We start from the raw sequence: 24,108 nt of genomic DNA on the forward strand, positions 1-24,108 counted from the left end.
TCGTATCGCATAGAAGAGGTGCTTCTTATTTTTTATCGGGGAAATGAATAAAAGACATGCGACTTCATCTGCCCGATTTCTTTCATTATTTTAAGTACATACTAGTTCTCTTGGAGTATTTATTTGTTATAATGATCTGTATTGAGTTCGTGCAAACGGGAGTTGCAAAAGGAGGTTCCATGGGAACATGTTCGAGGTACGATCTGGGGATGAAAATTACTCACCATACATAACGTTTGGTCGTGAAGAGTGGGCTAGATTAAGGGATTCCATTGCACTTCCCTTATCACAGGAGGAATTGGAGGCTTTAAAAGGGTTAAATGAAAAGGTTTCCCTTGATGAAGTCTCGGAAATTTATCTGCCCCTCTCGCGATTGCTGAACCTTTACGTTGCTGCGACACAGGAGCTTCATGCGGCAACGAATACCTTCTTAAACAGCAGAACCGAGAAGGTCCCTTATATCATTGGCATTGCGGGCAGCGTCGCTGTTGGAAAAAGCACTTCGGCAAGAATATTGCAAGCTTTGCTTTCACGCTGGCCGAATCATCCGAAAGTAGAGTTGGTAACCACGGATGGGTTCCTGTATCCCAATCGCATTTTGGAAGAGCGGGGTCTAATGGAGCGCAAGGGCTTCCCGGAAAGCTATAATATTCGCCGCCTCATTCGTTTCATGGCGGATATCAAATCAGGAAGACCTGAAATAACTGTACCGCTATACTCCCACTTGTATTATGACATTCTTCCGGAAGAAGAACAGGTCATGAAGAAGCCTGATATTGTCATCGTTGAGGGCATTAACGTTCTGCAAATGCCGAAAGCGAGGAACCAACGATATATACCTAGAGTTTACGTATCCGACTTCTTTGATTTTTCTATTTATGTAGATGCGAAGGTTGGGGATATTTTCCAGTGGTATGTGGAAAGGTTTCAGCTGCTGCGGGATACCGCCTTTCAGAATCCTAGTTCTTACTTTCATCGCTATGCCCACTTATCGGACGAAGAAGCCATCCAAACGGCCAAAAGAATATGGCTTGAGATTAATGCCGTTAATCTTCAGCAAAATATTCTGCCTACTCGTGAACGGGCACAGTTGATTTTAGAAAAGGGAGCAAATCACTCTGTAAGCAAAGTCAAATTGCGCAAACTATAAACAACCGGGAGGGAGCTTTCTCCTGGTTGTTCACTATTTCGCCAGAGATTCTTGGGAAGGAGGGGGGAACGGTGTGTATTATCTTATTCTCCTATAATCATCATCCGAAATATCGCTTCATTGTTGCTGCCAATCGCGACGAAGTTTACAATCGGCCAACGGAGCCTGCATCATTTTGGAAAGATCAGCCTGGTATTTTAGCCGGCAGAGACCTTGAGCAGCTTGGCACCTGGATGGGAATTACAAGAACGGGCCGCTTGGCAGCTCTTACAAATATAAGGAAAATCCCAAGTCATAGAAAAGATATGAGATCAAGAGGAGAATTGGTCAGCGGTTTCTTATCCAGCGAAATTTCTCCATCAGCCTATCTTTCACATGTGAAGGAACGCAGAGATCAATATCTGGGCTTTAACCTCCTTGTTGCTGACAAGGAAGCCTTGTTTTACTATAATTCCGATGCGGATCAGGTCGAAGAGGTTAGCCCCGGCATTCATGGCTTAAGCAACGCAGAACTCGATACCCCTTGGCCAAAAGTGGAGAGGGGAAAGCAATTCATGGAGGCTTGTACCGATACGCTTGATCTCGATCAGGAAAGACTCTTTGAGCTCCTTAGCGATGATGTTATGGCTGAGGATCATCATTTGCCTGATACGGGGGCAGGAATAGAGTGGGAGAGAATCCTTTCCCCTGTGTTCATTTCCAGTCCGAATTACGGCACGCGGTCGTCAACTGTATTGACTGTTTCCTACGAAAACCAAGTGGAGTTTATTGAAAGAACATATTGTCCAATCCAACAAAATTGGAGCGAAGTCAAGTTTGATTTCAGCTTATCGCCTTAATTCATAGGCTTTTACTAAAGGACTGCTTGCTTTGATGAGGTAAGTCCTTTTTAGCTTGTTATTCTTGTGTTTATATTGTAAATTGAAAAGGCGGATAAGACCGACATAATTTTGCAATAATGGTCAATGCTGATAATGGAACACGCAAGGAGGAAGTATAGTATGGAGTGGCAAAGAGAAGCCCAAGAACTATTAGAAGAATTATTAAAACCAATCCCTGTTTTCGTCCGCCCTATGGCTAGAAAAGGGATAGAAAAGAAGATCGTGGATGTGGCCGAAGGAGAGGTTACCAAGGAAGCGGTTATCCGTGGCTACTTGATTGCTTCACCTGGCGACATGCAGGAAAGAGCCGTGAAAATGCTTAAAGCAAAAGGGATTGACCTCACTCCGTATGAGGATTTATTACAGGAACTGAAGTAGAAAAGCCTCATTGGAAATATTTTTTCCCTATAGAGCAAAGAGCCGATCTTTTGTCGGCTCCTTTCCCTTTTTGCCTCTATCCATTTTCCCCTCTACATGTTTTCCTTTGATAATTATGGCAGAATACTAACTGCTGGTGCAGAAAAGGTGATAAAATGAAGCTTCAAAGTCAACCTGCTTCGCGAGTCGAACCGGTACATAGCGTAAAAGAACTTGCTGCCAAAACGGAAGCAAAGAATAGAAATTTGTTTCAAGATCTGCTGCAGGCTGCAGATCGATTCGGTCTGGATAAAGTGATCGTTGAGGATATTGAAAAACCTATTACTTATAAAGATTTGCTTTTAGGAATTTATGTATTAAGCGATAAACTGAACTCGCTTATTAGGGACCAACAAAACGTTGGCGTTTTGCTTCCCAATTCTGCAGGTCATATTCTCACTCTTTTCTCCTTGTTCCGCCTGGGAAAGACGCCTGCTATCCTGAACTTTACGATGGGAGAGGAAAGCTTAAAGGATTGTGCAGAAACAGCCGGTCTGCAAACCATTCTAACCTCTCGCAAGTTTCTGGAAAAAGCAAACCTCCAAGGGCTTGTGGATACCTTGCCTCATTCATATTTTATTGTCTACTTGGAGGATGTGCGAGAATCCATATCTATCATAAATAAATTCAAAGGATTTATTAATTTTCAATTCAAACGAACAGCATCAACAAGGACAAATGAAGTCATTTTATTCACGTCGGGTTCAGAGAATAGACCTAAAGGTGTAATCCTTACTCATGACAACCTTTACGCCAATATATCCCAGGCATTAAATGTGATCGAATTAACTGCCGAAGACCGCTTCTTTAATCCACTGCCCATGTTTCATAGCTTTGGTTTGACTGTGGGAACGCTGCTTCCGTTGTTATCCGGCATATATGGTTATACCTTTCCCAGTCCGCTGCATTACAAGGAAATTCCTGTCTTAGTGCGGGAAAAAGCGGCCACTGCATTGTTTGGGACATCGACCTTTTTTGAAGGCTATGAAAAATATGCCGAGCCTGAAGATTTTCTTACTTTAAGATATGTGATAGCAGGAGCAGAAAGGTTAAAGCCTCAAGTTGTAATGAAATGGAAAGATCGGTTCGGCATTGATTTGCTGGAAGGGTATGGAACGACCGAAGCCTCCCCTATTCTTTCCATAAATACGCCAGAACATAAGAAGGAAGGGACAGTGGGAAAGCTTCTGCCCCTCATTGACTACATAATAAAACCCGTAGAAGGAATTAAAGAAGGGGGGAAGCTGCTTGTTAAAGGACCTAATCTGATGAAGGGCTACCTTCTTCATGATGAAGGCTTCGTCCCGCGCAAGGAATGGTATGACACCGGAGATGTAGTTAAAGTGGATGAAGAAGGCTATGTTACGATTCTGGCTCGACTAAAGCGGTTTGCTAAAATAGCCGGCGAAATGATTTCCTTAAATCAAATCGAACAATTGAGCGCGCAATGCTTTGGACGCCCTGATTTTTTTGCTGTGAGTGTGCCGGACGAAAGAAAAGGGGAACGGGTCATTTTATTTACAACATACGAGGAAGCGGAAGTAAAAAAGCTTAGCCAATACATTCGATCACTGAAGCAATCCAACTTGCTGATTCCCCATAAAATGATTTTTATTGAAGATGTGCCTATACTAGGAAGCGGTAAGACAGATTATGTCTCCCTAACAGAAATGGCAAAGCAGTTGTAATCCCGGTGTCCGGAATAATCTTTCTCCTTTAAACGTATACATCCAAGAAGCGTTTTTTGGGAGGGAAGAGCATGAGTGAAGATTATCTTACGGAACTGGTTAGGAAAAATAATATAGCGGACCTCATCGGCTATCTTGGAATGGATATCAACCAGAAGAACAAAAAAGGTGATACCGCTTTATTAATTGCTACGAGGTTAAACAATCGATCACTCGTAAACCATTTAATAAACCTTGGGGCTGACTTTAATCAAGAAAATCAAAGAGGGACAACAGCTTTAACGCTAGCCATCTTCAACGGCTATTTTGATATTGCCAAAGACTTAATTTTCTCTGGTGCAAAAGTTTTGACGGAGCATGATAAAGCAGGAGATAGCTCTCATTTGGCACATACAGCCACGTATAAAGCAAACCTCAGAAAAATTGAAAAGGACTGTAAGCTTTGAGGCCGATTTTACCAAAAATCGGCCTTCTCCAATAGAAGGCTTTTTTGCAAGACTTGAAAGTTGACTGACTAATTAGCATAGTGTAAAATATGACTTACCTGCAATGTACGTAGCGCCAACTTTGTTTCGAACCGTAATGTTACTAAGGGATTCTAACATTGAGTATACGACGCTAAGCCTCGATGGAGTGGACAGCGAACTAGACCATGAGGAAACCCACCTGCGAGAGCGGGTTCCAGAAACAGACTGGTGATACGGCATAGGCGGGGTTCTAGAAATTCTTTTGTCCCAGTAGCTCAGCAGGATAGAGCAACGGCCTTCTAAGCCGTGTGTCGGGAGTTCGAATCTCTCCTGGGACGCCATACGTCAATCAATGAAGGGGATGCCATTACCAAGTGCATCCCCTTTTTACTGTTTAAGAAAGTTTAAGTTCACTAATGCATTAAAGTGAAAACCTTTCTTATATGTATTTCCTAAAATTCTTCGGGTGAGGAGAGTCGTCTGCTCTCCTCACTATTTTATCCGATTAACAGTTACGATCGGGCGGACTTGGCGGTCCAGGCGGAACGACCACGTGCTGTTGTTGAACAGATCCCATAACGTTTTGCTCCGTATGAGGGAACATATGCCTGTGCTGGTAAAGGTAGTTATGCCGATAAATCGTCTGACTTGGGTGAATATGCTCAACGATACAGTAGTGATAAACATCCTTTATACAGGTTTCCGTGGGATGGACAATCCTCATCTTCCTTCAACCCCTCTCTTGTTTTCCTTTTATCCTATGTGCAAATGTACTAACTCGAATAGACACCTCCCCTAGGGTAAGTGTCTATTTTAAATTAATCCATTGGAAATCATTTGACTTTGCATGTACAGATAAATTATACTCTAAGCGTAATAACGAATATTGGTATAAATTTATTTAAATAACGTTCGTTTTTAGGAGGATTTTATGAATGCATTGGCTAAAAAAATACTGCTCCTAGGTTCAGGAGAATTAGGCAAGGAAGTTATCATTGAAGCACAGCGCCTAGGACTAGAAACCATAGCTGTTGATCGCTACCCCAATGCCCCAGCTATGCAAGTGGCCCACCGTTTCCATGTCGTGGATATGTTAGATCCTGAAAAGCTTTATGCTCTCATCCAGGAAGAAAAACCTGATCTGATTGTGCCTGAAATTGAAGCCATTGCCACTTCCGCCCTCGTGAAATTGGAGTCAGAAGGATTTAATGTTGTCCCGACGGCTCGCGCGACCCAGCTTACCATGGACCGTGAAGGTATCCGCCGTTTAGCTGCTGAGGAATTAGGACTACCGACAGCAAAGTATGAGTTTGCGAATACATTGGAAGAGCTAGAGCTAGCTGTTCAAAAGATAGGGACGCCTTGCGTCATTAAACCCGTAATGAGTTCCTCCGGGAAAGGTCAGAGTGTTTGCCGTTCCCTTGAAGATATTAAGCAATCTTGGCAAATCGCCCTGGAAGGCAGCCGAGGTAAAAGCACACGCGTCATTATTGAGGAGTTTATTCATTTCGATTCGGAAATTACTCTGCTAACGGTTCGATCGGCGTCAGGGACCGTTTTCTGCCCGCCGATTGGCCACATTCAAAAAGACGGTGACTATATAGAGTCTTGGCAGCCCCATCAGATGACAGAACAGCAAATCAAGGAAGCTGAACGGATTGCCGAAAAAGTGACGGATGCCTTGAACGGATTCGGGGTATTCGGCGTAGAATTGTTTATAGGCGCGGATAAAATCTATTTCAGCGAGGTATCCCCGCGTCCGCATGATACCGGAATGGTAACGATGGTCACTCAGGATCTATCTGAATTCGCACTGCATGTGCGTGCGATTTTAGGTTTGCCGATCCCATCCGTTCGACTGCTATCTCCTGGAGCTTCCTATACGCTAAAAGCGGATGAAGAACGGCAAGCTTTTCAAATCGAAGGCCTATCCGATGCGCTTCAAGTTCCAAATAGCCAAGTGCGCATTTTTGGAAAACCCGAAACGAAAGTAGGGCGAAGAATGGCAGTCGCTTTAAGCACCGCAGAGGATATTGAAACTGCGCGTTCTCAAGCGAAGAGTTGTGCCAACTCATTATACATTTCATATGATCGGCCATAAGCTGTTTAGAATACGGACGTAAACCAAGGAGGATTATCGCTAAGGATAGTCCTCCTTGGTTCGTTTCCTGATTAAAGCTGAAATATATTTCAGTTGAGAAACGTCATAGAATCATATAAAATGTATTCGTTATAGAGCAGGAATTGGTTAGGTTTCATGATTATTCCAAAAATGATGATCCTATTTTTTCCGGTTACTTTATTGAGGTGAATCCGATGCGGCATTTTGTAAGCAATGTCATGAAAGAGCCAAAAAGACTTATCGCTTCTATACTTACTGTTTTCCTTGTAAGCGAGGGATTATTGGTTTTCGTTATGTATGAAGTTAATCATGAATTAAATAACCTGTATCCAGCAGATGCCGAAAGCCTTCGAAACAAGGTTTGGGTTTTAGAGTCGCTAATTCTTTTTGCCTTAGTAGGCGTTTCCTTATTCCTTTACCTGCTATATCATACCTTCTCCAATCGCACTCAACTGCCTGCTCCAAGTTTTAAGGGAAAGGCTATGGAAAAAAAAGAGATGCCTCTCGACCAGGTTGTCACTGCGGTAACCTACATGCTGGAGGAGCAAAAAAGGATTGAAGAAGAGCTTCGCTTTAGGGAGGAATGGTTACGAACAACCCTCAATAGCATGGCTCATGCCGTCTTGACATCAGATGACAAAGGCTTCATCAGTTACATGAATCCTATGGCAGAAAAAATGACCGGATGGAAAATCCATGAAGCGGAAGGCAAACTCATTTCTGATGTTTACCGGGCCAGAATTGATGGGAATAAGGCAGAAGTGATCAATCCTCTCCAGCAGGTCAAAGGAAGTGCTTCAGAAAAAATTGCCCAATATGTTCTTCGTTCAAAGAATGGAAACGAGCTATGGATTCTTAGCAGCATCGCCCCTATGAGAACAGGGCAAGGGGAGATGCTTGGCATCGTGATTGCCTTTCAGGATAATACAGAACAAAAGCAACAAGAAAAGCAAATGAATTATGAAGCTCACTATGATGATCTAACAGGGCTTCCAAACCGCAGGTATCTGCAAAAGGCATTTCAAGCCCTGAAAAGCCAGAACCGTGATCTTGCGGTTTTATTCCTTGATTTGGATCGCTTCAAATCAGTTAATGACAGCTTTGGACATGAGGTCGGGGATAAATTGTTAAAATCTGTGGCGGAGAGGCTTCAAGCCATGGTGAGCAAGAGAGATGTCATTTCCCGGTTAGCAGGGGACGAATTCATCATTATTTTACATAATATAACAAAACCTCAAGCTGTTGGCGTAGCCCAACGCATTGTTGATGCAATGAAAGAGCCCTTTTATCTCAAAGGCATTCACCTTATGATTACACCCAGTATAGGGATAAGCTTTTGTCCGGGAAACGGTACACAATTCGATGAACTGTTGGACCGGGCTGATCAAGCCATGTATGCAGCCAAGAAAAAAGGAAAAAACGGCTATCAGTTATATGAGGATACAATAAAAATTGGCTAGTTACTCATTCAAAAACTCCTTAAGTCTCTTAGTTTACGACTTAAGGAGTTTTTTTGCTACGGTAAGAATATAACTATGCATTGGCAGCCATTGACTGATCGGTTACGTTTGCATCAATAGTATTCGTTGCGCTTGCCCCGTTGATTACCAGCACACAATTTCCTGTATTGCTCGCACCTGAACCTGAGAAGGACTTAGATGTACTCTTCGGCGAGACATTCAAGCTATCTCCAAAATTGACTGCACCTTCATTAGTGTTGATGTTTACAGGGCCTAGAATAAGCGAGGGCAAAGGCACTTCCTCCTATCTCAATAAATGTCGAATATGTTTCACCTGCGTATATCCCCGGATTCTATCCGTCGAACCAATGTGCAGTACGGATGCCGTAGAAACGCTTGTGACATCAATTCGTCCCACAGAAATAATGGGAGCTTGATTCATAGTAGTAATTTCTACTGTTTCATAGACATTCGGTTGCGGAATAGGCTGAGAAAAGATCTCATAATCGGAGAAATCGTGTTCCTCTCCGATGAACATGGCGCGTTCTCTTTGCATGGCAAGTACTCTGCTATACTTTTCAATATTAACCGAATCCCCGATTTCAAACACCGAGGTATTCGATACGTTCAGTACGTTAACATTGCCGACAGAAGATATCCTACTCATTAGGTTCCAGCTCCTCCGCTTGCGGCGGTCCAGCAAATGGGGGATGGGTGACCCCTACGATAAGATCTTCGGCAGGGGTTTCGAACATACTGGCAAGAGCGACATTTCGCACATCTCCGATAATAAAAGTTGATGACGCGGCTATTTCAGGTGCAGAGATATTCCCAATATTGACTTCGCCATTTATAACAGAAAACCTCATCGCGCTAATCCCCTTTTTTAGGCAAATTTTTCACGAAAGCTTCAAAGGTTTGTTTAATATCCTGTATGACCTTTTGCGTCGTCAACTGCTCCAGGTTATCTTGCTGCTCGGGAGTAAACTGATCACTTCGGATCTGGTGCAAGTAATATAAAATCCTCTGATCAATTTGCTTTTTTACATCATCAATGATAAAAGAGCGATATTGATCATCCAAAGGATAATTATATTTTTCTTCTAAATCATTCAAGTCACGAACGGCCTTGTGACTGAAATAGTGTGATATTTTGCTTTTTACTCCTGAATAAAGTTCTGGGTGCGGCTGTTCCCCCTGCGGAACCTTCATCGATTGATTGACGTCAAGTTCCCCAAGTGAAGCTTCATTTCCATTCGGCGTTAACCCGATATTAAGTGTTCCTTGCAGGTTTTCAACCTTTAGCAAGTCAAACTTGTATTCATTTTTGATGGTTTGGGGGTTAGTCTTCAGATCACTGACATCCTGCTGCAGCTGTTTTATCACTTGATGCATTTCATCTAACTTCTTCTGCTGAAATTGTAAGTAATGAGTGAGTTGGTTTATATAATGGATGTAATAATTGTTTAGATTCATCTGGCATCATTCCTCATTGTACATATTCAATCCTGAAAAGGTCACCCTTTTTCAGCTATGGCGTGGTTAAAGGGACGAAGGGAGTAACTGGAACTAGGGGGGTGGTAGGGACGAATGTCTGCGGTGGGGCTCCAATGCCAGGCTGTGCAGGAGCTGCAGGTTCTGTAAACCCGCCGGTATTATATAAATTGGACAATGGCTTGATCATGCCTGCGCTCCCGATTTGAAATACGGAAGAATTCGTAACACCGCCGACCTCTAGCCTATGGATGACAATATTTTGGTTGATGAAAAAGTTCATGGCCTAACGCTCCTCAAGTCATGGCTATATGTTTTTCGTGACATTCTGATCGAAGACATCCGCATCATACGTATTCGTCACACTTTGATGGTTGTTAATCTTCAAGTTGTTCCCCGTAACAAATGAGCCTGCGCCAGCGAAGGTTTTGACGGCGCTCTTGGGGGAGATGTTGTATACATCGCCGATATTGAAAACCCCGCTATTACCTATCGAATTGATATTAACCGCTCCAACTATTGCTGGCATATCATGACATCCTTTGTTGTTAATCCTTTGTTGTTAATCCTTAGTTTAGTCTATGAGGAAATTAACTAGGTGTTCATCCCGATTTCAAGAACCACCCGTTTGGGCTTAACATAGTCTAGGAAATGAAGTACTGTGAAAAGAGGTCCGATAAAAGTGAATATGAGAGTTCGGAATGAAAAAATGGATGTGAAATCCATACAAATTGATGCCGTGGCGAGTTCTTCTATTTTTTTGATTGGGGATGCGGAAGTCATTACTTGCTCCTCGATCTTCGATACGCCTGCTGATTCTTTCGTACAGGATCCTCAAATTCCAATCGTAACCGGCTTGAAAGGAAAAGAAAGAAAATCTGAATCATCGTGAGTCCGCCCTATTTATTGCTTTGCAAAAGAATGTAGGCTAGGGTACATGCAAGCAAAATCACTGGAACGTATAGTAAAATGAAGATGAATAGTGAGGCTTAGTCTATTCAGCGCAAGCAACAGGAGGTGATGGATGTGGCAAAAAAAAGAAAGCACAAAGTAAGCCCCTCTTCCGCTAAGAGACTGGATCGGTTGGAATCCTCCCTAAAAAATATACGGATGATGCTTCAGGATACACGAAAAGATATGAAGCATTTGAACAACTCGTGCACTCGCATACGCTCCAAACCGAGAATTTCGAATAAAAAGAAAGTGGGTTATACGCCGTATAATCCGGATTCCATCCCAAAACAAAGTTCTCGCATCAGCAACCCATGGTACCCCGGCAAATCCGATATCCAGGAAATGATGAAGGAATCAACGATTCATTCTTTATTCAAACAAGAGAAGAAAAAGGAATCTGTGGCTTCCCCTCCTCAACAACCTCCCATATTGGGGGAGTTAAACCAAATGCTAAACATCTTACAGCACCCTGCCTTTAAATCGTTGTTTCCCTGGGATCATAACACGCAACAACGGCAGCAGCCCACAAGACCCAATCAGGCAGCTGGTCCAAATATAAATCAAGTACTTAAGCTTTTAGAGAATCCAGCTGTTCAGTCCTTGCTGAAAAATGTTCTCTGATGAGTCAATAAATTAAAATATATAGTATTTCCCTTTCCCATTTTGCTGTTCCGGACATAAGATATAAAGTCACTAATGAACATTGGAGAAAGGAGAGGGCAGGATGGATATCAATACCATCATTAAGCTCGTACAAAGCGTTCCCCCAGACAAACTGACAGACGAAAAGACATTAAAAAAGGTCATTAAGGCGGCTTCTAAAGAAGCTGGCAAGAACTTCTCAGAAGAGGAAATCGACCGATTTGTTAAGGATTTTAAAAATATTGCCAAAGGGGGTTCAGCGTTAGGCTTGATTTCATCCTTACTTAAATCAGGCGTCTCAAAGAATCAACTTACGGATATCGCGAAAAAAATGGAAAAGAAGTAAGACAGATGCATTCAGCAAAGAAAGGAACCATAACAATCGTTATGGTTCCTTCCATTTTATCTTGCTTTTCGTCTGGTTTTACCTTTTGGCCGCGACTTCTTTGTACTTTTCTTTTTTCTCGGCTTTTTTGCGGGGGCGCTGGCAGCGAAGCTGGATTCTGTATCTCCCTTCGGTTTGGCAAGCAACCCCGCCATAAGATTGATAATCGGTTGGGCCGTTTGATAAAGCTTTTGAATTTCCCCCGCCATTTTGACTAAACCATCGATACCGCCCATCCGGTCAATGATAGCTTGAATATTCTTCATGGATAAATTCGGCAATCCAGCAGAACTTTGTCCGGGCAGTTGCTGGGTGGGAAGATTTGGCCGTGGAGGCAAATAAGGATTTTGAAAGTTCATGTGATAGTGGGGGGGCATTTGAGGCTGGTTTTTGTCCCAAATCAAATCGATCACTCCTTTTTCCTATACTCTTAATTAGATTATGTCAACAGCCTAAAGAAGGTACGAGAGAATATAGAAATTCACTATTTATGACCGCCCAACTTTCTATCTGCTAGGCATCCGTCCAAACCGCCGCCGAGTTCAAGCCATACGCTATATTAGAATATCGAAAAGGAGGAATTTCAATGGGTGCTGTTGGTGCTCCTATAGTTGGAGGTCTGGCGTTTATTCTGGTCCTATTTATCCTGCTCGTCATTATTTCGCGTCCTGGCTTGTTTTATTAAGTGTTGGCGGGAAATCTAGATGCCAAAAAGGGAGAGGGAGAAATGAGTTCCAATCGTCATTACTGGTCTCCCTAGATTTTGCAAACAGATAAAATAAGAGACCCTTACCAATAGTAGGGTCTCTTATTTTAAAAGAATCATATTCTCAAAGGGAGATTTATTATTTCTACTTTTCTTTCAAGCAGGAACAAATCCCTAAGATAAATTCACAAAAGTTTTCTATTTTTTTCTTGTAGACTCACTGTATACGATAGTATATACTTTCAGTATATGAACCATAACTTATTTCCTCATTTTAGTTCAATGTCGTGTTTATGGTTCCTAACCTTTGTTTCAAATCCTCGTGAAATTTTTATTGGGCTCGTTGGCCATCCATTCTATCCGTATCGTTAACGAGCCACTTTTTATATCATATATAGCTTATACATAAAAAACTTCATTGAGCATATAAGGATAGTGAAATAAGGATGATAACTCGATGAAGTTTTATTTCGTACGGTAAGAAAAAGGACCAGCTCATACGAGTTGGTCCTTTTTCTGTGTTATATGTGTCGTTTTTTTTTTGAAAAATAAATAGATTTCAACACAAATTACCAGTATAATTAATGCAAACGCTTAATTCATCTACTTCATAGACGAGGGGTTTGTGGCTATGAATAACAATTCGACAATGGATTTCATTTATATAAAAGGCAATAACCTAAACCAGTTTATCGAACAAAATTTGTCACTTATTATTAAAGAGTGGGGCCACACGGGAGGAAAAAATAAATTCTTCCAAAGCTCAAAGGCGACTCCTAGCAGCTTGCAGGAGAGCTTTGAGAGTTTACTGCTCATCATCGGAAAAGACATGCCTGGGATCGAGGAACATGAACTTATCCAATGGGCACAAGAAATAGGGCGGAAACGGGCGAAAACGGATTTCCCCATTCATTATAGCCTAGAGCTATTTACTGAATTTCGGCATATATTCTGGCAAACCCTGAAACATTATCTCTATCATTCCAAGAATGATATCTCAGCGGACGAAGTATTTGAATGGGAACGTTATTATAATAATGCCATTGACATGGTCATTTTCCACTTTGCCTCAGATTATGTTGCACAAAAAAACGAGCTCATTAAATATCAGCGGATTACGGTTGATGAATTATCCGTCCCTATGATCCCCATTACCGATGAAGCCAGCGTACTTACAATTATAGGGACCTTAGATCATGCGCGGAGCAGCAAAATCATGGACCAGACCTTCCATCACGTGAATCAGCTTAAGATTAAACATTTGATCATGGACCTGACAGCGGCAAATTTTATTGATCGCATGGTCGTACACGAACTATTGAAGCTTATTCAAGGACTTAAGCTTCTAGGTTGTGATACCATTGTTACAGGGATTAAGCCCGATGTGGCCAAATTAATGGTCCAGCAGGGAATGGATATTACGGAGAGAATAAATTCCAAATCGACGATCAAGCAAGCGATTGAATCCCTTCACTTTTTACAAACTGAAGAGAAAAAGGAGGGGACTAGAAATCGCTTTCACACAGGACGAAAAATACGGAACAAGGGATAAGCGCCTCAATAGGTGCTTTTTCTGTGCGCTTACCGGCCTTTATAAAACATAGAAGAAGATGTGGTAAAATAAGGGGGAATCTAGACACAATACTAGGCAAGAAGGTGATGAAAAAATGAAGGAATCAACCTCTTATGAATTAGCAACCTTTGCTGGGGGATGCTTTTGGTGCATGGTATCGCCATTTGAGGAGCAACCAGGAATCATTCAAGTGATCTCCGGCTACACTGGAGGCTTTAAGGAAAACCCAACGTACAAAGAAGTATGCTCTGATACAACGGGCCATTATGAGGCCGTTCAGATCACGTTTGATCCCCAGATCTTTCCGTATAGACAATTGCTGGAAATATTTTGGCGCCAAATTGATCCCACGGATGCGGGAGGACAGTTTCATGATCGCGGCGAATCTTATCGAACGGCTATCTTCTGCCATACTGAAGAACAGAAGCAGCTTGCGGAAAAATCCAAAAGGGAACTGCAAGAAAGCGGGCGATTTGCCAAAGAAGTGGTTACGCCCATTCTACCGGCAGCTCCCTTTTATCCGGCAGAAGATTACCATCAAGGCTATCACAATAAAAATCCTTTTCGCTATAAACTTTATCGTCAAGGATCGGGTCGAGATACCTTTTTGAAAAGGCATTGGAAGGATCAGCAGCGAGATGAACTCTTAAAGAAGACCTTAACCCCACTTCAATATGAAGTGACACAAAACAATGGGACAGAACCCCCCTTTAGAAACGAATATTGGAACAATAAGGAAGAAGGACTTTATGTGGATATCATCTCTGGTGAACCATTATTCAGTTCATTGGACAAATTTGATTCTGGGTGCGGTTGGCCAAGCTTTACCCGGCCGATTGATGAAGAACAGATTAAACAAGAATTAGATGTAAGCCATAATATGGTGCGTACGGAAGTAAGGAGCAAGAAAGCCGATTCCCATCTGGGTCATGTTTTTGAAGACGGTCCGCAACCGACAGGCTTACGCTATTGCATTAATTCTGCAGCCTTGCGTTTTATCCCTAAGAATCGTTTGAAAGAGGAAGGTTATCCCGGCTATTTGCATCTTTTCGAAAACAAATAAACGTAAAATACTTTATGTAAACCTCACTAAATAAATGGTGAGGTTTCTCTATTCTTTTGTCATGAAAAATTCATAATCTATTTGTTACTATGGCTAGCTTTTTATTATAATAAGTATGTATTCACTATGAATAAAGTGTAAATACAAATTATCTTATGGAGGTTGTCACAGATGTCACCGGAGGTTATGACTGCTTTTTCTCATTCCCATGCAGGCTCATGGTTTTTCACCATCTTATTATTTGCCATTAGTTATATCATGTTAAAGAAGCGGAACATGAAGGCCCAAAAAATCACCCACATGATCCTCAGATTGTTTTTTGTGATTATGGTCGTAACAGGCTTTGGGATGCTGATCGGATTTAACTTTTCCTTAAACTTTGTAATAAAAGGGATTTTAGCTTTTATCCTGATCTCTCTTATGGAAATGATACTTGTAAGAAGCAAAAAGGGAAAGGAAACAAAACCGCTGTGGATTCCTTTTGCAGGCGTTTTGCCTATCGTCCTCTTAATGGGTTTTAATGTTATTTCTATTTAATAGCTGGAAGAAAGGAAAGAGTGCTCATTCGTATTGCACTCTTTTTTTCTATTTGTAGTTCGAAAGATGTTTATTTGGACGTTTGAATATAGACTTTGAACCCATAGGCATGTATTATGGTCGCATATATTGAAAAATTGTATAATTAGGGGACAATCGCCATGCCTATTATTTTTTTTGGTTTATTATTAGTTACGAGTATGCTTTGGGCAGGGAATTTCGTAGCGGGAAAATATATGGTAGATCATGCCTCAGCACTGACCCTTACAGATTTGAGATGGATGATTGCTGTCGTTTTTTTGCTCCCGCTTGTTTGGGCGAAAGAAAAAAGATTACTGCCAGACAAACGCTCGCTCCTTTATTTGTTCCTTATGGGCTTAACAGGTGTCGTCCTCTTTAATATCTTTATGTTCCTTGCCCTTGAACGGACCTCATCCAATAATGCAGGGCTGCTCTCAGCGCTAAATCCTGTAGCCATTGCGACCGCGTCCTTTCTCCTATTGGGGGAAAAGATGAGTGTCCGAAAGGTTCTAGGGATGGTCATTTCGATTGTCGGGGTTTTAGTAGTGATCTCCAAAGGGGAATGGGCCCGGATCATCCAGTTCGAGTTGAATCATGGAGATTTATTTATGTTAGCCGCAGTTGCATCTTGGGGAGCTTATTCAGTAGCCGGCAGGAAAGCGATGGAATACACTTCCGCGCTCATGTCCACGCTTTGGTCCGGAATATTTGGGGTCTTCATTTTATTTCCTTTTAACCTCCCGACATTTAGAATTGCTGATGGGGATGCTTCTTTCTGGATAGCGGTTCTTTACGTCAGCATAGGGGCTACAGTAGTCGCGATGTTATTTTGGAACCTTGGAGTGCAAAAGGTGGGAGGAACCAAATCCGGCATGTTCCTGAACTTCAATCCGATCTTTACAGCCATTTTTGCTTATTTCCTTCTTGGAGAAACCATGAGCATGACGCAGTTACTGGGGTCTGGACTCGTCATTGGGGGAGTTCTGTTATTCACGCTTCAAAGCTCAGAGAAAACTGTTGCGATTGAATTGAAAAAGAGGAGCGCCTCATAAGAGAAGTTGGAATGACAGCGAAGTAATCATTCCGACTGGGAATGAAAAAAGGAACCTTATTGGTTCCTTTTTTCATGCTATCTTCTCGAATCCTGGAAATTTCTTGTGTTTCGCTGATTTTTGAAATATAGGTAAACCTTGCGGATAATCATTACCACAGCCGCAACAGCAATAATGTTAATCAATAGACCGAGAATGGCTCCTAGAACGCCTAAATCGCCGAATAGACTACCAAGCATTAAACCGGCCAGTCCACCGAACAGCATGCCCTTCATAAAGCCGCCTTTACTTGCAGTGGTGGTTGCAGTTGGGCTCTTCGCTGGAGTGGTTGTAGAGTTAGAAGATGGATTGTTAGTCGTTGAATTCATCTGGGAGTCGTTTTTGGTAGGGGTAAACGACTTCGTTCCAGACTTATAGGATCTTTTGGCATCAGCTTCTTGATGATCAAATAATCCGCCTGGTGTAAAAATAAGAGCGAATGCCATGAAAACTGCGAGTAATTTCTTAAACATGAAACAGTTCCTCCTTAGAATGATGTACAATCTCTAATGCTATTCTACGGACAACCAACGAAAAAAGTTTCAATTCTTATCAAAAAAATTTCTCCCCTAAAAGAAAAACTCCTGCTAATGCTGCAAAAAACGGTGTTGCTCACAGCTAATAACGGGAGTCTAGGTTTTTCTATAGGCTTTCGATGATCGGGAACAACTCGTTTAAATTCTTAATCTCGTAGTCCGGTACTATCTCATTGTTTCGCTCCATACCGTGTCTGTTTATCCAAACGGATTTCATTCCCACACGAGAGGAGCCAAGAATATCTGTGGTAAGCTTGTCCCCAACCATAACAGCTTCATCGCTAGTTACGCTTAAGAGGCCGAGGGCATAATGGAACAGGGCAGGATCCGGCTTTCCTTTTCCGAAATTGCCCGAGATGACAATGTGATCAAAATAAGGTGCGATATCTGGCACACCTGCTAATTTTTCTTGTTGCAAATCAGGAGAACCATTCGTTAATAACAGCAGTTGAACCTTTCCCTTAAGCTGTTGCAGCACTTCAAAGGTTTCCTCGTAAACATAAGGCCGCTTTCTTCTTTCTGCAGGGAACGTTTCAGCCAACAGCTGACCGAACTCTGGATCATCAATCCCCAAGGCTTTCAGCCCCCTTGTCCATGATTCCCTCCGATAGGCAGGGGCAAGCTCTTGCAGCTTGCGAAACTGAACATCTTCACCTTCCAGGAAGTTGGCCCATAGACCTTCAAACGGATTGATGCCAATCATCGTAGTAAACGGGTACGTCTCATAAGAAGTGTAAAGCGCACGGGCTTCGCTGCGCACAGACTCCTCAAGCTTAGCAGGGTCTACGTTATATTTTTCCTTAGCTAAGCGGCAAGTGGCCTCAAATGCCTCTTTTACGCTACGGTCGTCCCACAATAAAGTGTCATCCAAGTCAAATAAAACAGCTTTAATCATCTCGAGCTCCTTGTGTTCATAAAATTTTTATATTATTTTAACATGTTTTTACCGAAGTGGTTAACTTTTATTTTTTCTTAGCCACTTTATTATAGGATTCGCAATCTTATCCAAACTTGTGTACTATAAGATTGGAATTCCACGAGAAGGAGAAGCACATGAAATCATTAGTATTAGCAGAAAAGCCCAGTGTAGGCAGGGAAATTGCCAGAGTGCTTGGATGCCAACAGAAAAATAAACATTATATAGAGGGACCAAACTATGTTGTCACTTGGGCAATGGGTCATCTCGTAACGCTCGCCGAACCAGAGGACTATGATCCAAAATATAAAACATGGAAGTTGGAGGATCTCCCGATTTTACCTGCCGACATGAAACTGAAAGTGATGAAAGAAACCTCTCATCAGTATCGGGCAATTTCTCAGCTTGTTAAACGTTCTGATCTTAAGGAGCTGATCATAGCAACGGATGCCGGGCGAGAAGGGGAGCTGGTTGCACGCTGGATCATGGAAATGCTCAGGTGGAAAAAACCAGTCAAGCGGCTTTGGATCTCCTCCCAAACAGACAAAGCGATAAAAGAAGGATTCAGCAAGTTGAGACCGGGTTCTGACTACTATCCTTTATTTCAGTCTGCAGTGTGCAGGGCAGAGGCGGACTGGCTCATCGGACTTAACGTGACACGCGCCCTGACGGCGAAATACAATACCCCATTAGCAGCAGGGAGGGTACAGACACCTACCCTTTGCATGTTAGTGGAGCGAGAAAAAGAAATCAAAAACTTCAAGCCTGTTCCTTTTTGGACCGTACATGCTGACCTTGAGACATTTCAAGCGATTTGGCGCTCCCATAAGAAAGAAAGCAGAATATTTCAAGAGGATAGCGCCCTATCGGTCGAATCAAAAGTAAAAGGCCATCAAGCTGAAGTAGCCAACATTAAAAAAGAGGAAAAGCAGGAACCCCATCCATTAGCTTACGATTTGACAGAGCTGCAACGGGATGCAAACCGCCGTTATGGATTTTCAGCCAAGCAAACGTCCAATGTTTTGCAAAAACTTTATGAGCAGCATAAATTGGTCACTTATCCGAGAACAGACTCCAGATATCTATCCTCTGACATGAAAGACACATTAAAAGGACGATTGTCGAGTATCTGCGTAGGTCCTTATGGACCGCTTGTTCGTCCCTTGTTAAAAAAAGAGCTGAACATCTCTAAAAGACTGATTGATGACAGTAAGGTAACAGATCACCATGCCATTATTCCTACAGATCAGCCCTTGCACCTCGGCGATTTGAGTGCAGATGAAAGAAAGCTCTATGACCTCATTGCTCGCCGCTTTATCTCCGTTTTCTATTCCGCTTACCGTTATGATCAAATCAAGGTGGAAGTATTAATAGGGGGAGAACCATTTTTCGCGACGGGAAGAATCGTCAGAGATCTTGGCTGGAAGGAAGTTTACGGACCCGAAGGAAAAACTGAACAAGCGAAAGAAGAAGATTCATCGGAACAGAGCCTGCCAGACTTGACTAAAGGGAACACAATGCATGTCCAAAAGATTGATCTGCGCAAGGGCTTGACTGAACCTCCCGGGCACTATACGGAGGCCGAGCTTCTCACAAAAATGGAAAAACATAAGCTCGGGACCCCTGCTACCCGTGCAGACATCATTGAAAAGCTTTTACAGACGGAAACAATAGAACGTCAAGCTAACCGCTTGTTTCCCACACAGAAAGGCTTACAGCTTGCCGAACTGGTCGCCAATGAGCTTCGTTCACCGGATTTGACGGCAAAATGGGAGACTGAATTGGAACTGATTGCGAAAGGAGCAGGGGATCCTAAGGAATTCCTCCAAGAGATACGCAATCAGGCCGGCCAACTCGTAAAAGACATCAATCGCAGTCAAACCGAGTATAAGCCACATAACCTTACAGGCTCAAAATGTCCGGAATGTAAGGAAAATCTGCTGGAAGTAAAGACGAAAAGAGGAAAAAACCTAGTCTGCCCTAATCGTGAATGCGGCTACCGGCGCGCTGCTGAAAATCCGCTGCTCAACAAGCGCTGTCCGCAATGCCGCAAAAAAATGGAGCTGCGAACAGGGAAAGCTGGGAAGTTCGCTCAATGTAAACCATGTAATGTCGTTGAGATGCTGGAGGATCAAAAAGGGGGCAAAACAAAAACCAATAAACGGGAAGAACGCTCTCTGCTTAAAAAGTACAGCCGCCAGGAGGAATTGGGCAACAGTCTAGCAGATGCGCTGAAAGCAGCCCTGGATAACAAGGATAACCCATCTTAACGTTATCCGAAAAAGGCCAATCTGTCATGCAATGGATTGGCCTCTCATATATTCTTCCCCGGTGACATAAGAATTACCAAGTGAGCAGCGGGGGTGAAGAAATGCCATCTGATTCCTGGAAAGGGATCGCAATGGGAGTTATTATAGGTCTATTCGTAGGGATTTTTCTAAAGGGAATTCTTTTTCTTTTGTTCTTAGGTGTTGTGGCCTATCTGGTCACCAAATCATTTGGAAGATATAAAAACTATAGATCTTCTAGTTTTTGGAAAGACTGGGCCCTCTATTATTTTATCATAGGGATCACAATAATGATCCTTACTGCCGTAATTTCAAAGCTTTAGATGGAATGTATTGTCAGTCAAAAAGGAATTTGTTACGATCAAAGTATTGAAATTTCTACCCGGGGAACTTTCTCCGGGCTTTTATGATTTCATGTAACAGCTGGAAGCGGAGAAACCCCTCATTCAGGGGTTAAGTTCCTGAGAGGGGCCACACCAGTAGCATCGATGCTTATCTTATTATCTTTAGAAAAGAGATTTTTATACACACTAAGGAAAAGAAGGAGGAAGCTTATGAAGCATAATTTTGAAAAGATCATAAACAGACGCAATACCTATTCGTACAAATGGGACCAGTCAGATAAACTTTTTGGGGATCAGGACATTCTTCCTATGTGGGTAGCAGACATGGACTTCTCTGCGCCACCTGCCGTTATCGAAGCCTTGCGAAAGCGAGTCGATCATGGGGTTTACGGATATACCATCAGGCCTGAATCTTATTATAACGCCATTACTTCCTGGATGAGCAAAAGACATCATTGGTCTATTAAGAAAGAATGGATTACGACCTCTCCTGGGGTGGTAACTGCTCTTAGCCTTTTGGTGACCCAGTTGACCAAGCCGGGAGAAAAGGTGATTATCCAAACACCCGTTTATCCCCCATTTCACGGTGTGGTTACCCGCAACGGCCGAACACTCGTGGAAAACCCTCTTCTGTTAAAGGATAATTACTATTCGATCGATTTTATAGGTTTGGAAGAGTTGATGATGGATCCTGACACAAAAGTAATGCTTCTTTGTAATCCACATAATCCGGTAGGAAGAGTATGGAAAAAAGAAGAGCTAATGAAGATTGGCGAACTTAGCTTAAAGCATGGCGTTTTTATTATCTCTGATGAAATTCATTGTGACTTGATCTTTAAAGGGTTTCAGCATATTCCTTTTGCTTCCCTTTCTGATGAATTTGCCAAGAACTCGATTACCTGCGTTGCTCCTACAAAAACCTTTAATATTGCGGGAATCCATGCTTCAAACGTGATCATTCCAGATGCAAGCAACCGAAAACAATATAACGAACGACTTTCCACCTTGTCTCTGCATATGGAAAGCTGCTTTGGACTAGCCGCAGTGGAAGCGGCTTATACCGAAGGGGAAGAGTGGCTAGATGAGTTAATGGACTATCTTTACTCTAACTTGGAATACGCCATGGAACACTTTACCGAACACCTTCCTGAAATTTCTGTCATAAAACCAGAGGGGACCTATCTCGTTTGGTTAGATTGTCGGAATTTAGGCTTAAACGGAAAGCAGTTAAAAGAGCTAATGTATCAGCATGCCAAGGTTGCCTTCAATGAAGGCTCTACATTCGGAAGTAATGGGGAAGGTTTCCTCAGAATGAATATTGCATGCCCCAGATCGACATTAGAGGAAGGTTTAAACAAGTTTGAAAAGGCCGTTAGAATATTTCTTAACCAGGCGAAAAATCAGCAATAATGAGATGTTTCGGTTGAAAGTGAGGGATCACTATGCCAGAGAGGATCACAAAAGAACTAAAGCGGCTAATGAAACGATTCACTGTTAGTGATTGGAAGCAAAAAGACGAATTAGATTACCCGCTTCCGCCAAGACCGATGGACGGAACGATACAAATTGAAAATGGTTCAGTGAAAATAACGGATCCCTCACAAGGCGGAAAATACCCTATCATTGAAGGAATTGAACCTCTTATTCTTTTCATTAACAAAAGCCGAATTAGCCTGCCGGTTCGTGTATCCTCTCTCGATCAGGTGCAATGGAAAATGGACGAGCCCCCTCTGTTTTCCATCGAGGTTTCGAAAGATAAAATGAGGGCTTATCTCCGTGTAAACGACAACAAGCGCTACGGCTGGAAGCTCATGCAGCATCCGCCTGCACACCATGCACAGATTAAGGCGGAGCGGGATACGGATAACGTATTGGAAACCTTAGAGATCTCCATGATTTTGGATCAACTGGAAAGACTGGGGATCTCTGGTCATATTGACCAAAAAGCCATTTTAGCGGCTATAGAAGACCCCATTCCGAAACCTGTTCTAATCGCATATGGCCTGGAACCTATAGCTGGAAAAGATGCCGACTTGGAGCTGTATTTTGCATTAGAAGAACAGACTTATCTAACGGAGAAGGATGGCAAGGTTGACTATCGCCAGCATCTTCATATCCCTATGATACGAGCAGGTGAACTGATGGCAAAAAAGCGCGAGAAAGGGGAAGGAACCCCTGGCAGAAATGTTTACGGCCAGATCATTCCACCCAGTCCAGCAAAAGATGTTGTGATCGCTGCCAGGCAGCATGTCGAGATTAGGGAACCGGGGGAGGTCTACGCTCTCAAGGACGGGCGCCCCCGCATGCTAGGAGATTCCATCAAATTTTTTGATGTATCCACTTCATATATAGTTCAAGGAAACGTCGATATGAATACTGGGCACATCATTTTTATCGGAGATGTGGTAATCTATGGCGACGTAATGGATGGGATGCTCGTGGAAGCACTGGGGAAGGTATTTGTCTCTGGCCACGTTTATCATGCTACCATCTCTGCCACAGGGGGAATACATGTCCAGGGCAATGTGATTACCAGTCGATTATATTCGGGAATGTACGGGGTGGACCATAGCCGCCTATATATGGAGCTTAAAAAGTTGAGCGAACAAGTCTCTTTGTTTATAGAGGCTGCAGAACTACTCAACAAACACCTTCATGACAACCGGCAAACTGTGCGGATGGGCAGACTATTAGTTACGCTCATGGACCAAAAGTTTTCCCATCTTCCTGGTCTTTTCCATGAACTAATTAGCTTAGTTCATTCTGTAAAAATGAACACAGAACATGATTTCACCGAGCTTCGCGTCAAACTGGAAAGCTTCATAAAGCCGCAGAACATACAGTCAATCCAGTCTCTAGAAGAGCTATATGATTTATACTCCTTTATGGATGATGCAAGACAAAAGATACGCACGTATGAGGAAAAGAAATCGCCCATTGAGTTAAGGCAGTGCCAGCATTCTCTCCTGAAAGCGACTGGGGATATTCGAATAAAAAAAGAAGGAATGATACAAAGCGATCTCTATACTGAAGGTAATGCGGTCTTCTATGACCAGCATTCTGTATGCCGGGGAGGAGTAATCATAGCGGAAGGAAGCATCTCCGCTATGGCTGTTGGCGGAGAGGGAAGCGGGAGGACACAGCTGACAGCCGGCTACCGGATATTAGCAGAGAGCTTGATGGAAACTCGAATCTGCATTGGCAGACATTGCAAAGAAATTACAGAATGGCATTCGAGCGTAAAAGCTTTAATTCGGAACAACACACTGGTACTAGAAAGCGGAAATAAGGATAATGGTGATGAGTAGGACTAGCGCTTTCTCCAGCAATTTCTATCCCTAGTTCACATGAAAAGGCACCCTTTCGCTTATAA

The 24,108-nt window shown here is 42.7% G+C and carries 27 protein-coding genes, 1 tRNA gene and 1 other RNA gene; 19 read left to right on the plus strand and 10 right to left on the minus strand.

Annotated features, from left to right (window positions below):
• The first annotated feature begins 187 nt into the window (after window positions 1-187).
• From coaA to ABLT31_RS07790, 7 genes are all read left to right on the plus strand, one after another.
• On the plus strand, window positions 188-1,150 hold the full coding sequence (coaA, locus tag ABLT31_RS07760; RefSeq protein WP_367750403.1) for a type I pantothenate kinase: 963 nt from the start codon (window positions 188-190) through the stop codon (window positions 1,148-1,150).
• A gap of 71 nt (window positions 1,151-1,221) precedes the next feature.
• Complete coding sequence (locus ABLT31_RS07765; protein WP_367750405.1) at window positions 1,222-1,989, plus strand: NRDE family protein; 768 nt, start codon at window positions 1,222-1,224, stop codon at window positions 1,987-1,989.
• Between the two features lie 162 nt (window positions 1,990-2,151).
• Complete coding sequence (locus tag ABLT31_RS07770; RefSeq protein WP_367750407.1) at window positions 2,152-2,409, plus strand: DUF2621 family protein; 258 nt, start codon at window positions 2,152-2,154, stop codon at window positions 2,407-2,409.
• 155 nt (window positions 2,410-2,564) lie between these two features.
• Complete coding sequence (locus tag ABLT31_RS07775) at window positions 2,565-4,136, plus strand: AMP-binding protein (RefSeq protein WP_367750409.1); 1,572 nt, start codon at window positions 2,565-2,567, stop codon at window positions 4,134-4,136.
• Window positions 4,137-4,207: 71 nt separating this feature from the next.
• Window positions 4,208-4,582, plus strand: coding sequence for an ankyrin repeat domain-containing protein (locus tag ABLT31_RS07780; protein ID WP_367750411.1), 375 nt, complete (start codon window positions 4,208-4,210; stop codon window positions 4,580-4,582).
• Window positions 4,583-4,674: 92 nt separating this feature from the next.
• Window positions 4,675-4,856: non-coding RNA, 6S RNA (ssrS, locus tag ABLT31_RS07785), on the plus strand.
• A gap of 11 nt (window positions 4,857-4,867) precedes the next feature.
• Window positions 4,868-4,944 (plus strand) — tRNA-Arg (locus ABLT31_RS07790).
• Between the two features lie 164 nt (window positions 4,945-5,108).
• Here ABLT31_RS07790 and ABLT31_RS07795 read toward each other — a convergent pair.
• Window positions 5,109-5,327, minus strand: a complete 219-nt coding sequence (locus ABLT31_RS07795; RefSeq protein WP_367750414.1) for a CotD family spore coat protein — start codon at window positions 5,325-5,327, stop codon at window positions 5,109-5,111.
• Between the two features lie 207 nt (window positions 5,328-5,534).
• On the opposite strand from ABLT31_RS07795, the gene purT reads away from it, so the two are divergent.
• Window positions 5,535-6,704, plus strand: coding sequence for a formate-dependent phosphoribosylglycinamide formyltransferase (purT, locus tag ABLT31_RS07800; protein ID WP_367750416.1), 1,170 nt, complete (start codon window positions 5,535-5,537; stop codon window positions 6,702-6,704).
• Window positions 6,705-6,919: 215 nt separating this feature from the next.
• Complete coding sequence (locus ABLT31_RS07805) at window positions 6,920-8,185, plus strand: diguanylate cyclase domain-containing protein (protein WP_367750418.1); 1,266 nt, start codon at window positions 6,920-6,922, stop codon at window positions 8,183-8,185.
• 73 nt (window positions 8,186-8,258) lie between these two features.
• Here the strand turns inward: ABLT31_RS07805 and ABLT31_RS07810 are convergent, their stop codons facing one another.
• Genes ABLT31_RS07810 through ABLT31_RS07835 form a run of 6 tightly spaced genes read right to left on the minus strand, consistent with a single transcriptional unit; the run spans window position 8,259 to window position 10,208 of the window.
• A complete protein-coding gene (locus tag ABLT31_RS07810) occupies window positions 8,259-8,483 on the minus strand; it encodes a spore germination protein (protein WP_462976477.1) in 225 nt (74 codons plus the stop codon).
• A gap of 6 nt (window positions 8,484-8,489) precedes the next feature.
• Window positions 8,490-8,852 (minus strand): spore germination protein GerPE, encoded by a 363-nt coding sequence (locus ABLT31_RS07815; RefSeq protein ID WP_367750422.1) that lies wholly within the window; start codon window positions 8,850-8,852, stop codon window positions 8,490-8,492.
• On the minus strand, window positions 8,845-9,054 hold the full coding sequence (locus ABLT31_RS07820; RefSeq protein ID WP_367750424.1) for a spore gernimation protein GerPD: 210 nt from the start codon (window positions 9,052-9,054) through the stop codon (window positions 8,845-8,847). Before ABLT31_RS07820 ends, ABLT31_RS07815 begins: the two co-directional genes overlap by 8 nt.
• A 4-nt stretch (window positions 9,055-9,058) precedes the next feature.
• Entirely contained in the window at window positions 9,059-9,661 is a 603-nt protein-coding gene (gene gerPC / locus ABLT31_RS07825) for a spore germination protein GerPC (protein ID WP_367750426.1), read from the minus strand.
• A 55-nt stretch (window positions 9,662-9,716) separates the two neighbouring features.
• On the minus strand, window positions 9,717-9,962 hold the full coding sequence (locus ABLT31_RS07830) for a spore germination protein GerPB (protein WP_367750428.1): 246 nt from the start codon (window positions 9,960-9,962) through the stop codon (window positions 9,717-9,719).
• Window positions 9,963-9,986: 24 nt separating this feature from the next.
• Window positions 9,987-10,208, minus strand: coding sequence for a spore germination protein (locus ABLT31_RS07835; protein WP_367750430.1), 222 nt, complete (start codon window positions 10,206-10,208; stop codon window positions 9,987-9,989).
• 159 nt (window positions 10,209-10,367) lie between these two features.
• Between ABLT31_RS07835 and ABLT31_RS07840 the strand changes: the two genes are divergently transcribed.
• The 3 genes from ABLT31_RS07840 (at window position 10,368) to ABLT31_RS07850 (ending at window position 11,621) form a co-directional block, all read left to right on the plus strand.
• On the plus strand, window positions 10,368-10,571 hold the full coding sequence (locus tag ABLT31_RS07840; protein ID WP_367751346.1) for a hypothetical protein: 204 nt from the start codon (window positions 10,368-10,370) through the stop codon (window positions 10,569-10,571).
• Between the two features lie 134 nt (window positions 10,572-10,705).
• Complete coding sequence (locus ABLT31_RS07845; RefSeq protein ID WP_367750432.1) at window positions 10,706-11,254, plus strand: hypothetical protein; 549 nt, start codon at window positions 10,706-10,708, stop codon at window positions 11,252-11,254.
• A gap of 103 nt (window positions 11,255-11,357) precedes the next feature.
• A complete protein-coding gene (locus ABLT31_RS07850; RefSeq protein WP_367750434.1) occupies window positions 11,358-11,621 on the plus strand; it encodes a stage VI sporulation protein F in 264 nt (87 codons plus the stop codon).
• 56 nt (window positions 11,622-11,677) lie between these two features.
• On the opposite strand, the gene ABLT31_RS07855 is transcribed toward ABLT31_RS07850, so the two are convergent.
• Complete coding sequence (locus ABLT31_RS07855) at window positions 11,678-12,019, minus strand: hypothetical protein (protein WP_367750436.1); 342 nt, start codon at window positions 12,017-12,019, stop codon at window positions 11,678-11,680.
• 978 nt (window positions 12,020-12,997) lie between these two features.
• On the opposite strand from ABLT31_RS07855, the gene ABLT31_RS07860 reads away from it, so the two are divergent.
• The 4 genes from ABLT31_RS07860 (at window position 12,998) to ABLT31_RS07875 (ending at window position 16,612) form a co-directional block, all read left to right on the plus strand.
• Window positions 12,998-13,918 (plus strand): STAS domain-containing protein, encoded by a 921-nt coding sequence (locus ABLT31_RS07860; RefSeq protein ID WP_367750438.1) that lies wholly within the window; start codon window positions 12,998-13,000, stop codon window positions 13,916-13,918.
• Window positions 13,919-14,033: 115 nt separating this feature from the next.
• Window positions 14,034-15,002, plus strand: coding sequence for a peptide-methionine (R)-S-oxide reductase MsrB (gene msrB, locus ABLT31_RS07865; protein WP_367750440.1), 969 nt, complete (start codon window positions 14,034-14,036; stop codon window positions 15,000-15,002).
• A 171-nt stretch (window positions 15,003-15,173) separates the two neighbouring features.
• Window positions 15,174-15,539, plus strand: coding sequence for a DUF1516 family protein (locus tag ABLT31_RS07870; RefSeq protein WP_367750442.1), 366 nt, complete (start codon window positions 15,174-15,176; stop codon window positions 15,537-15,539).
• A 161-nt stretch (window positions 15,540-15,700) separates the two neighbouring features.
• The gene (locus tag ABLT31_RS07875; protein ID WP_367750444.1) at window positions 15,701-16,612 is read left to right on the plus strand and encodes a DMT family transporter; all 912 of its coding nucleotides are present in this window, start codon (window positions 15,701-15,703) and stop codon (window positions 16,610-16,612) included.
• Between the two features lie 77 nt (window positions 16,613-16,689).
• On the opposite strand, the gene ABLT31_RS07880 is transcribed toward ABLT31_RS07875, so the two are convergent.
• Window positions 16,690-17,124, minus strand: coding sequence for a hypothetical protein (locus ABLT31_RS07880; protein WP_367750446.1), 435 nt, complete (start codon window positions 17,122-17,124; stop codon window positions 16,690-16,692).
• A 169-nt stretch (window positions 17,125-17,293) separates the two neighbouring features.
• Window positions 17,294-18,082, minus strand: a complete 789-nt coding sequence (locus ABLT31_RS07885) for an HAD family hydrolase (RefSeq protein WP_367750448.1) — start codon at window positions 18,080-18,082, stop codon at window positions 17,294-17,296.
• 158 nt (window positions 18,083-18,240) lie between these two features.
• On the opposite strand from ABLT31_RS07885, the gene ABLT31_RS07890 reads away from it, so the two are divergent.
• The 3 genes from ABLT31_RS07890 to ABLT31_RS07900 all read left to right on the plus strand — a co-directional run bounded on the left by ABLT31_RS07890 (window position 18,241) and on the right by ABLT31_RS07900 (window position 24,043).
• On the plus strand, window positions 18,241-20,373 hold the full coding sequence (locus tag ABLT31_RS07890; RefSeq protein ID WP_367750450.1) for a DNA topoisomerase III: 2,133 nt from the start codon (window positions 18,241-18,243) through the stop codon (window positions 20,371-20,373).
• 572 nt (window positions 20,374-20,945) lie between these two features.
• A complete protein-coding gene (locus ABLT31_RS07895; protein WP_367750452.1) occupies window positions 20,946-22,145 on the plus strand; it encodes a MalY/PatB family protein in 1,200 nt (399 codons plus the stop codon).
• Between the two features lie 32 nt (window positions 22,146-22,177).
• On the plus strand, window positions 22,178-24,043 hold the full coding sequence (locus ABLT31_RS07900) for a DUF342 domain-containing protein (RefSeq protein ID WP_367750454.1): 1,866 nt from the start codon (window positions 22,178-22,180) through the stop codon (window positions 24,041-24,043).
• The last annotated feature ends 65 nt before the right edge of the window (window positions 24,044-24,108 follow it).

This window comes from Ammoniphilus soli (assembly GCF_040813775.1).

What these genes read in the sequence shown, in the direction of transcription:
- gerPC (WP_367750426.1), bottom strand. Translation starts at nt 9,661, where the DNA reads ATGAATCTAAACAATTATTACATCCATTATATAAACCAACTCACTCAT.
- ABLT31_RS07780 (WP_367750411.1), top strand. Translation starts at nt 4,208, where the DNA reads ATGAGTGAAGATTATCTTACGGAACTGGTTAGGAAAAATAATATAGCG.
- ABLT31_RS07820 (WP_367750424.1), bottom strand. Translation starts at nt 9,054, where the DNA reads ATGAGGTTTTCTGTTATAAATGGCGAAGTCAATATTGGGAATATCTCT.
- coaA (WP_367750403.1), top strand. Translation starts at nt 188, where the DNA reads ATGTTCGAGGTACGATCTGGGGATGAAAATTACTCACCATACATAACG.
- msrB (WP_367750440.1), top strand. Translation starts at nt 14,034, where the DNA reads ATGAAGGAATCAACCTCTTATGAATTAGCAACCTTTGCTGGGGGATGC.
- ABLT31_RS07815 (WP_367750422.1), bottom strand. Translation starts at nt 8,852, where the DNA reads ATGAGTAGGATATCTTCTGTCGGCAATGTTAACGTACTGAACGTATCG.
- ABLT31_RS07775 (WP_367750409.1), top strand. Translation starts at nt 2,565, where the DNA reads ATGAAGCTTCAAAGTCAACCTGCTTCGCGAGTCGAACCGGTACATAGC.
- ABLT31_RS07895 (WP_367750452.1), top strand. Translation starts at nt 20,946, where the DNA reads ATGAAGCATAATTTTGAAAAGATCATAAACAGACGCAATACCTATTCG.
- ABLT31_RS07770 (WP_367750407.1), top strand. Translation starts at nt 2,152, where the DNA reads ATGGAGTGGCAAAGAGAAGCCCAAGAACTATTAGAAGAATTATTAAAA.
- ABLT31_RS07835 (WP_367750430.1), bottom strand. Translation starts at nt 10,208, where the DNA reads ATGCCAGCAATAGTTGGAGCGGTTAATATCAATTCGATAGGTAATAGC.
- ABLT31_RS07875 (WP_367750444.1), top strand. Translation starts at nt 15,701, where the DNA reads ATGCCTATTATTTTTTTTGGTTTATTATTAGTTACGAGTATGCTTTGG.
- ABLT31_RS07900 (WP_367750454.1), top strand. Translation starts at nt 22,178, where the DNA reads ATGCCAGAGAGGATCACAAAAGAACTAAAGCGGCTAATGAAACGATTC.
- purT (WP_367750416.1), top strand. Translation starts at nt 5,535, where the DNA reads ATGAATGCATTGGCTAAAAAAATACTGCTCCTAGGTTCAGGAGAATTA.
- ABLT31_RS07860 (WP_367750438.1), top strand. Translation starts at nt 12,998, where the DNA reads ATGAATAACAATTCGACAATGGATTTCATTTATATAAAAGGCAATAAC.
- ABLT31_RS07890 (WP_367750450.1), top strand. Translation starts at nt 18,241, where the DNA reads ATGAAATCATTAGTATTAGCAGAAAAGCCCAGTGTAGGCAGGGAAATT.
- ABLT31_RS07840 (WP_367751346.1), top strand. Translation starts at nt 10,368, where the DNA reads ATGAGAGTTCGGAATGAAAAAATGGATGTGAAATCCATACAAATTGAT.
- ABLT31_RS07850 (WP_367750434.1), top strand. Translation starts at nt 11,358, where the DNA reads ATGGATATCAATACCATCATTAAGCTCGTACAAAGCGTTCCCCCAGAC.
- ABLT31_RS07870 (WP_367750442.1), top strand. Translation starts at nt 15,174, where the DNA reads ATGTCACCGGAGGTTATGACTGCTTTTTCTCATTCCCATGCAGGCTCA.
- ABLT31_RS07805 (WP_367750418.1), top strand. Translation starts at nt 6,920, where the DNA reads ATGCGGCATTTTGTAAGCAATGTCATGAAAGAGCCAAAAAGACTTATC.
- ABLT31_RS07830 (WP_367750428.1), bottom strand. Translation starts at nt 9,962, where the DNA reads ATGAACTTTTTCATCAACCAAAATATTGTCATCCATAGGCTAGAGGTC.
- ABLT31_RS07795 (WP_367750414.1), bottom strand. Translation starts at nt 5,327, where the DNA reads ATGAGGATTGTCCATCCCACGGAAACCTGTATAAAGGATGTTTATCAC.
- ABLT31_RS07855 (WP_367750436.1), bottom strand. Translation starts at nt 12,019, where the DNA reads ATGAACTTTCAAAATCCTTATTTGCCTCCACGGCCAAATCTTCCCACC.
- ABLT31_RS07880 (WP_367750446.1), bottom strand. Translation starts at nt 17,124, where the DNA reads ATGTTTAAGAAATTACTCGCAGTTTTCATGGCATTCGCTCTTATTTTT.
- ABLT31_RS07885 (WP_367750448.1), bottom strand. Translation starts at nt 18,082, where the DNA reads ATGATTAAAGCTGTTTTATTTGACTTGGATGACACTTTATTGTGGGAC.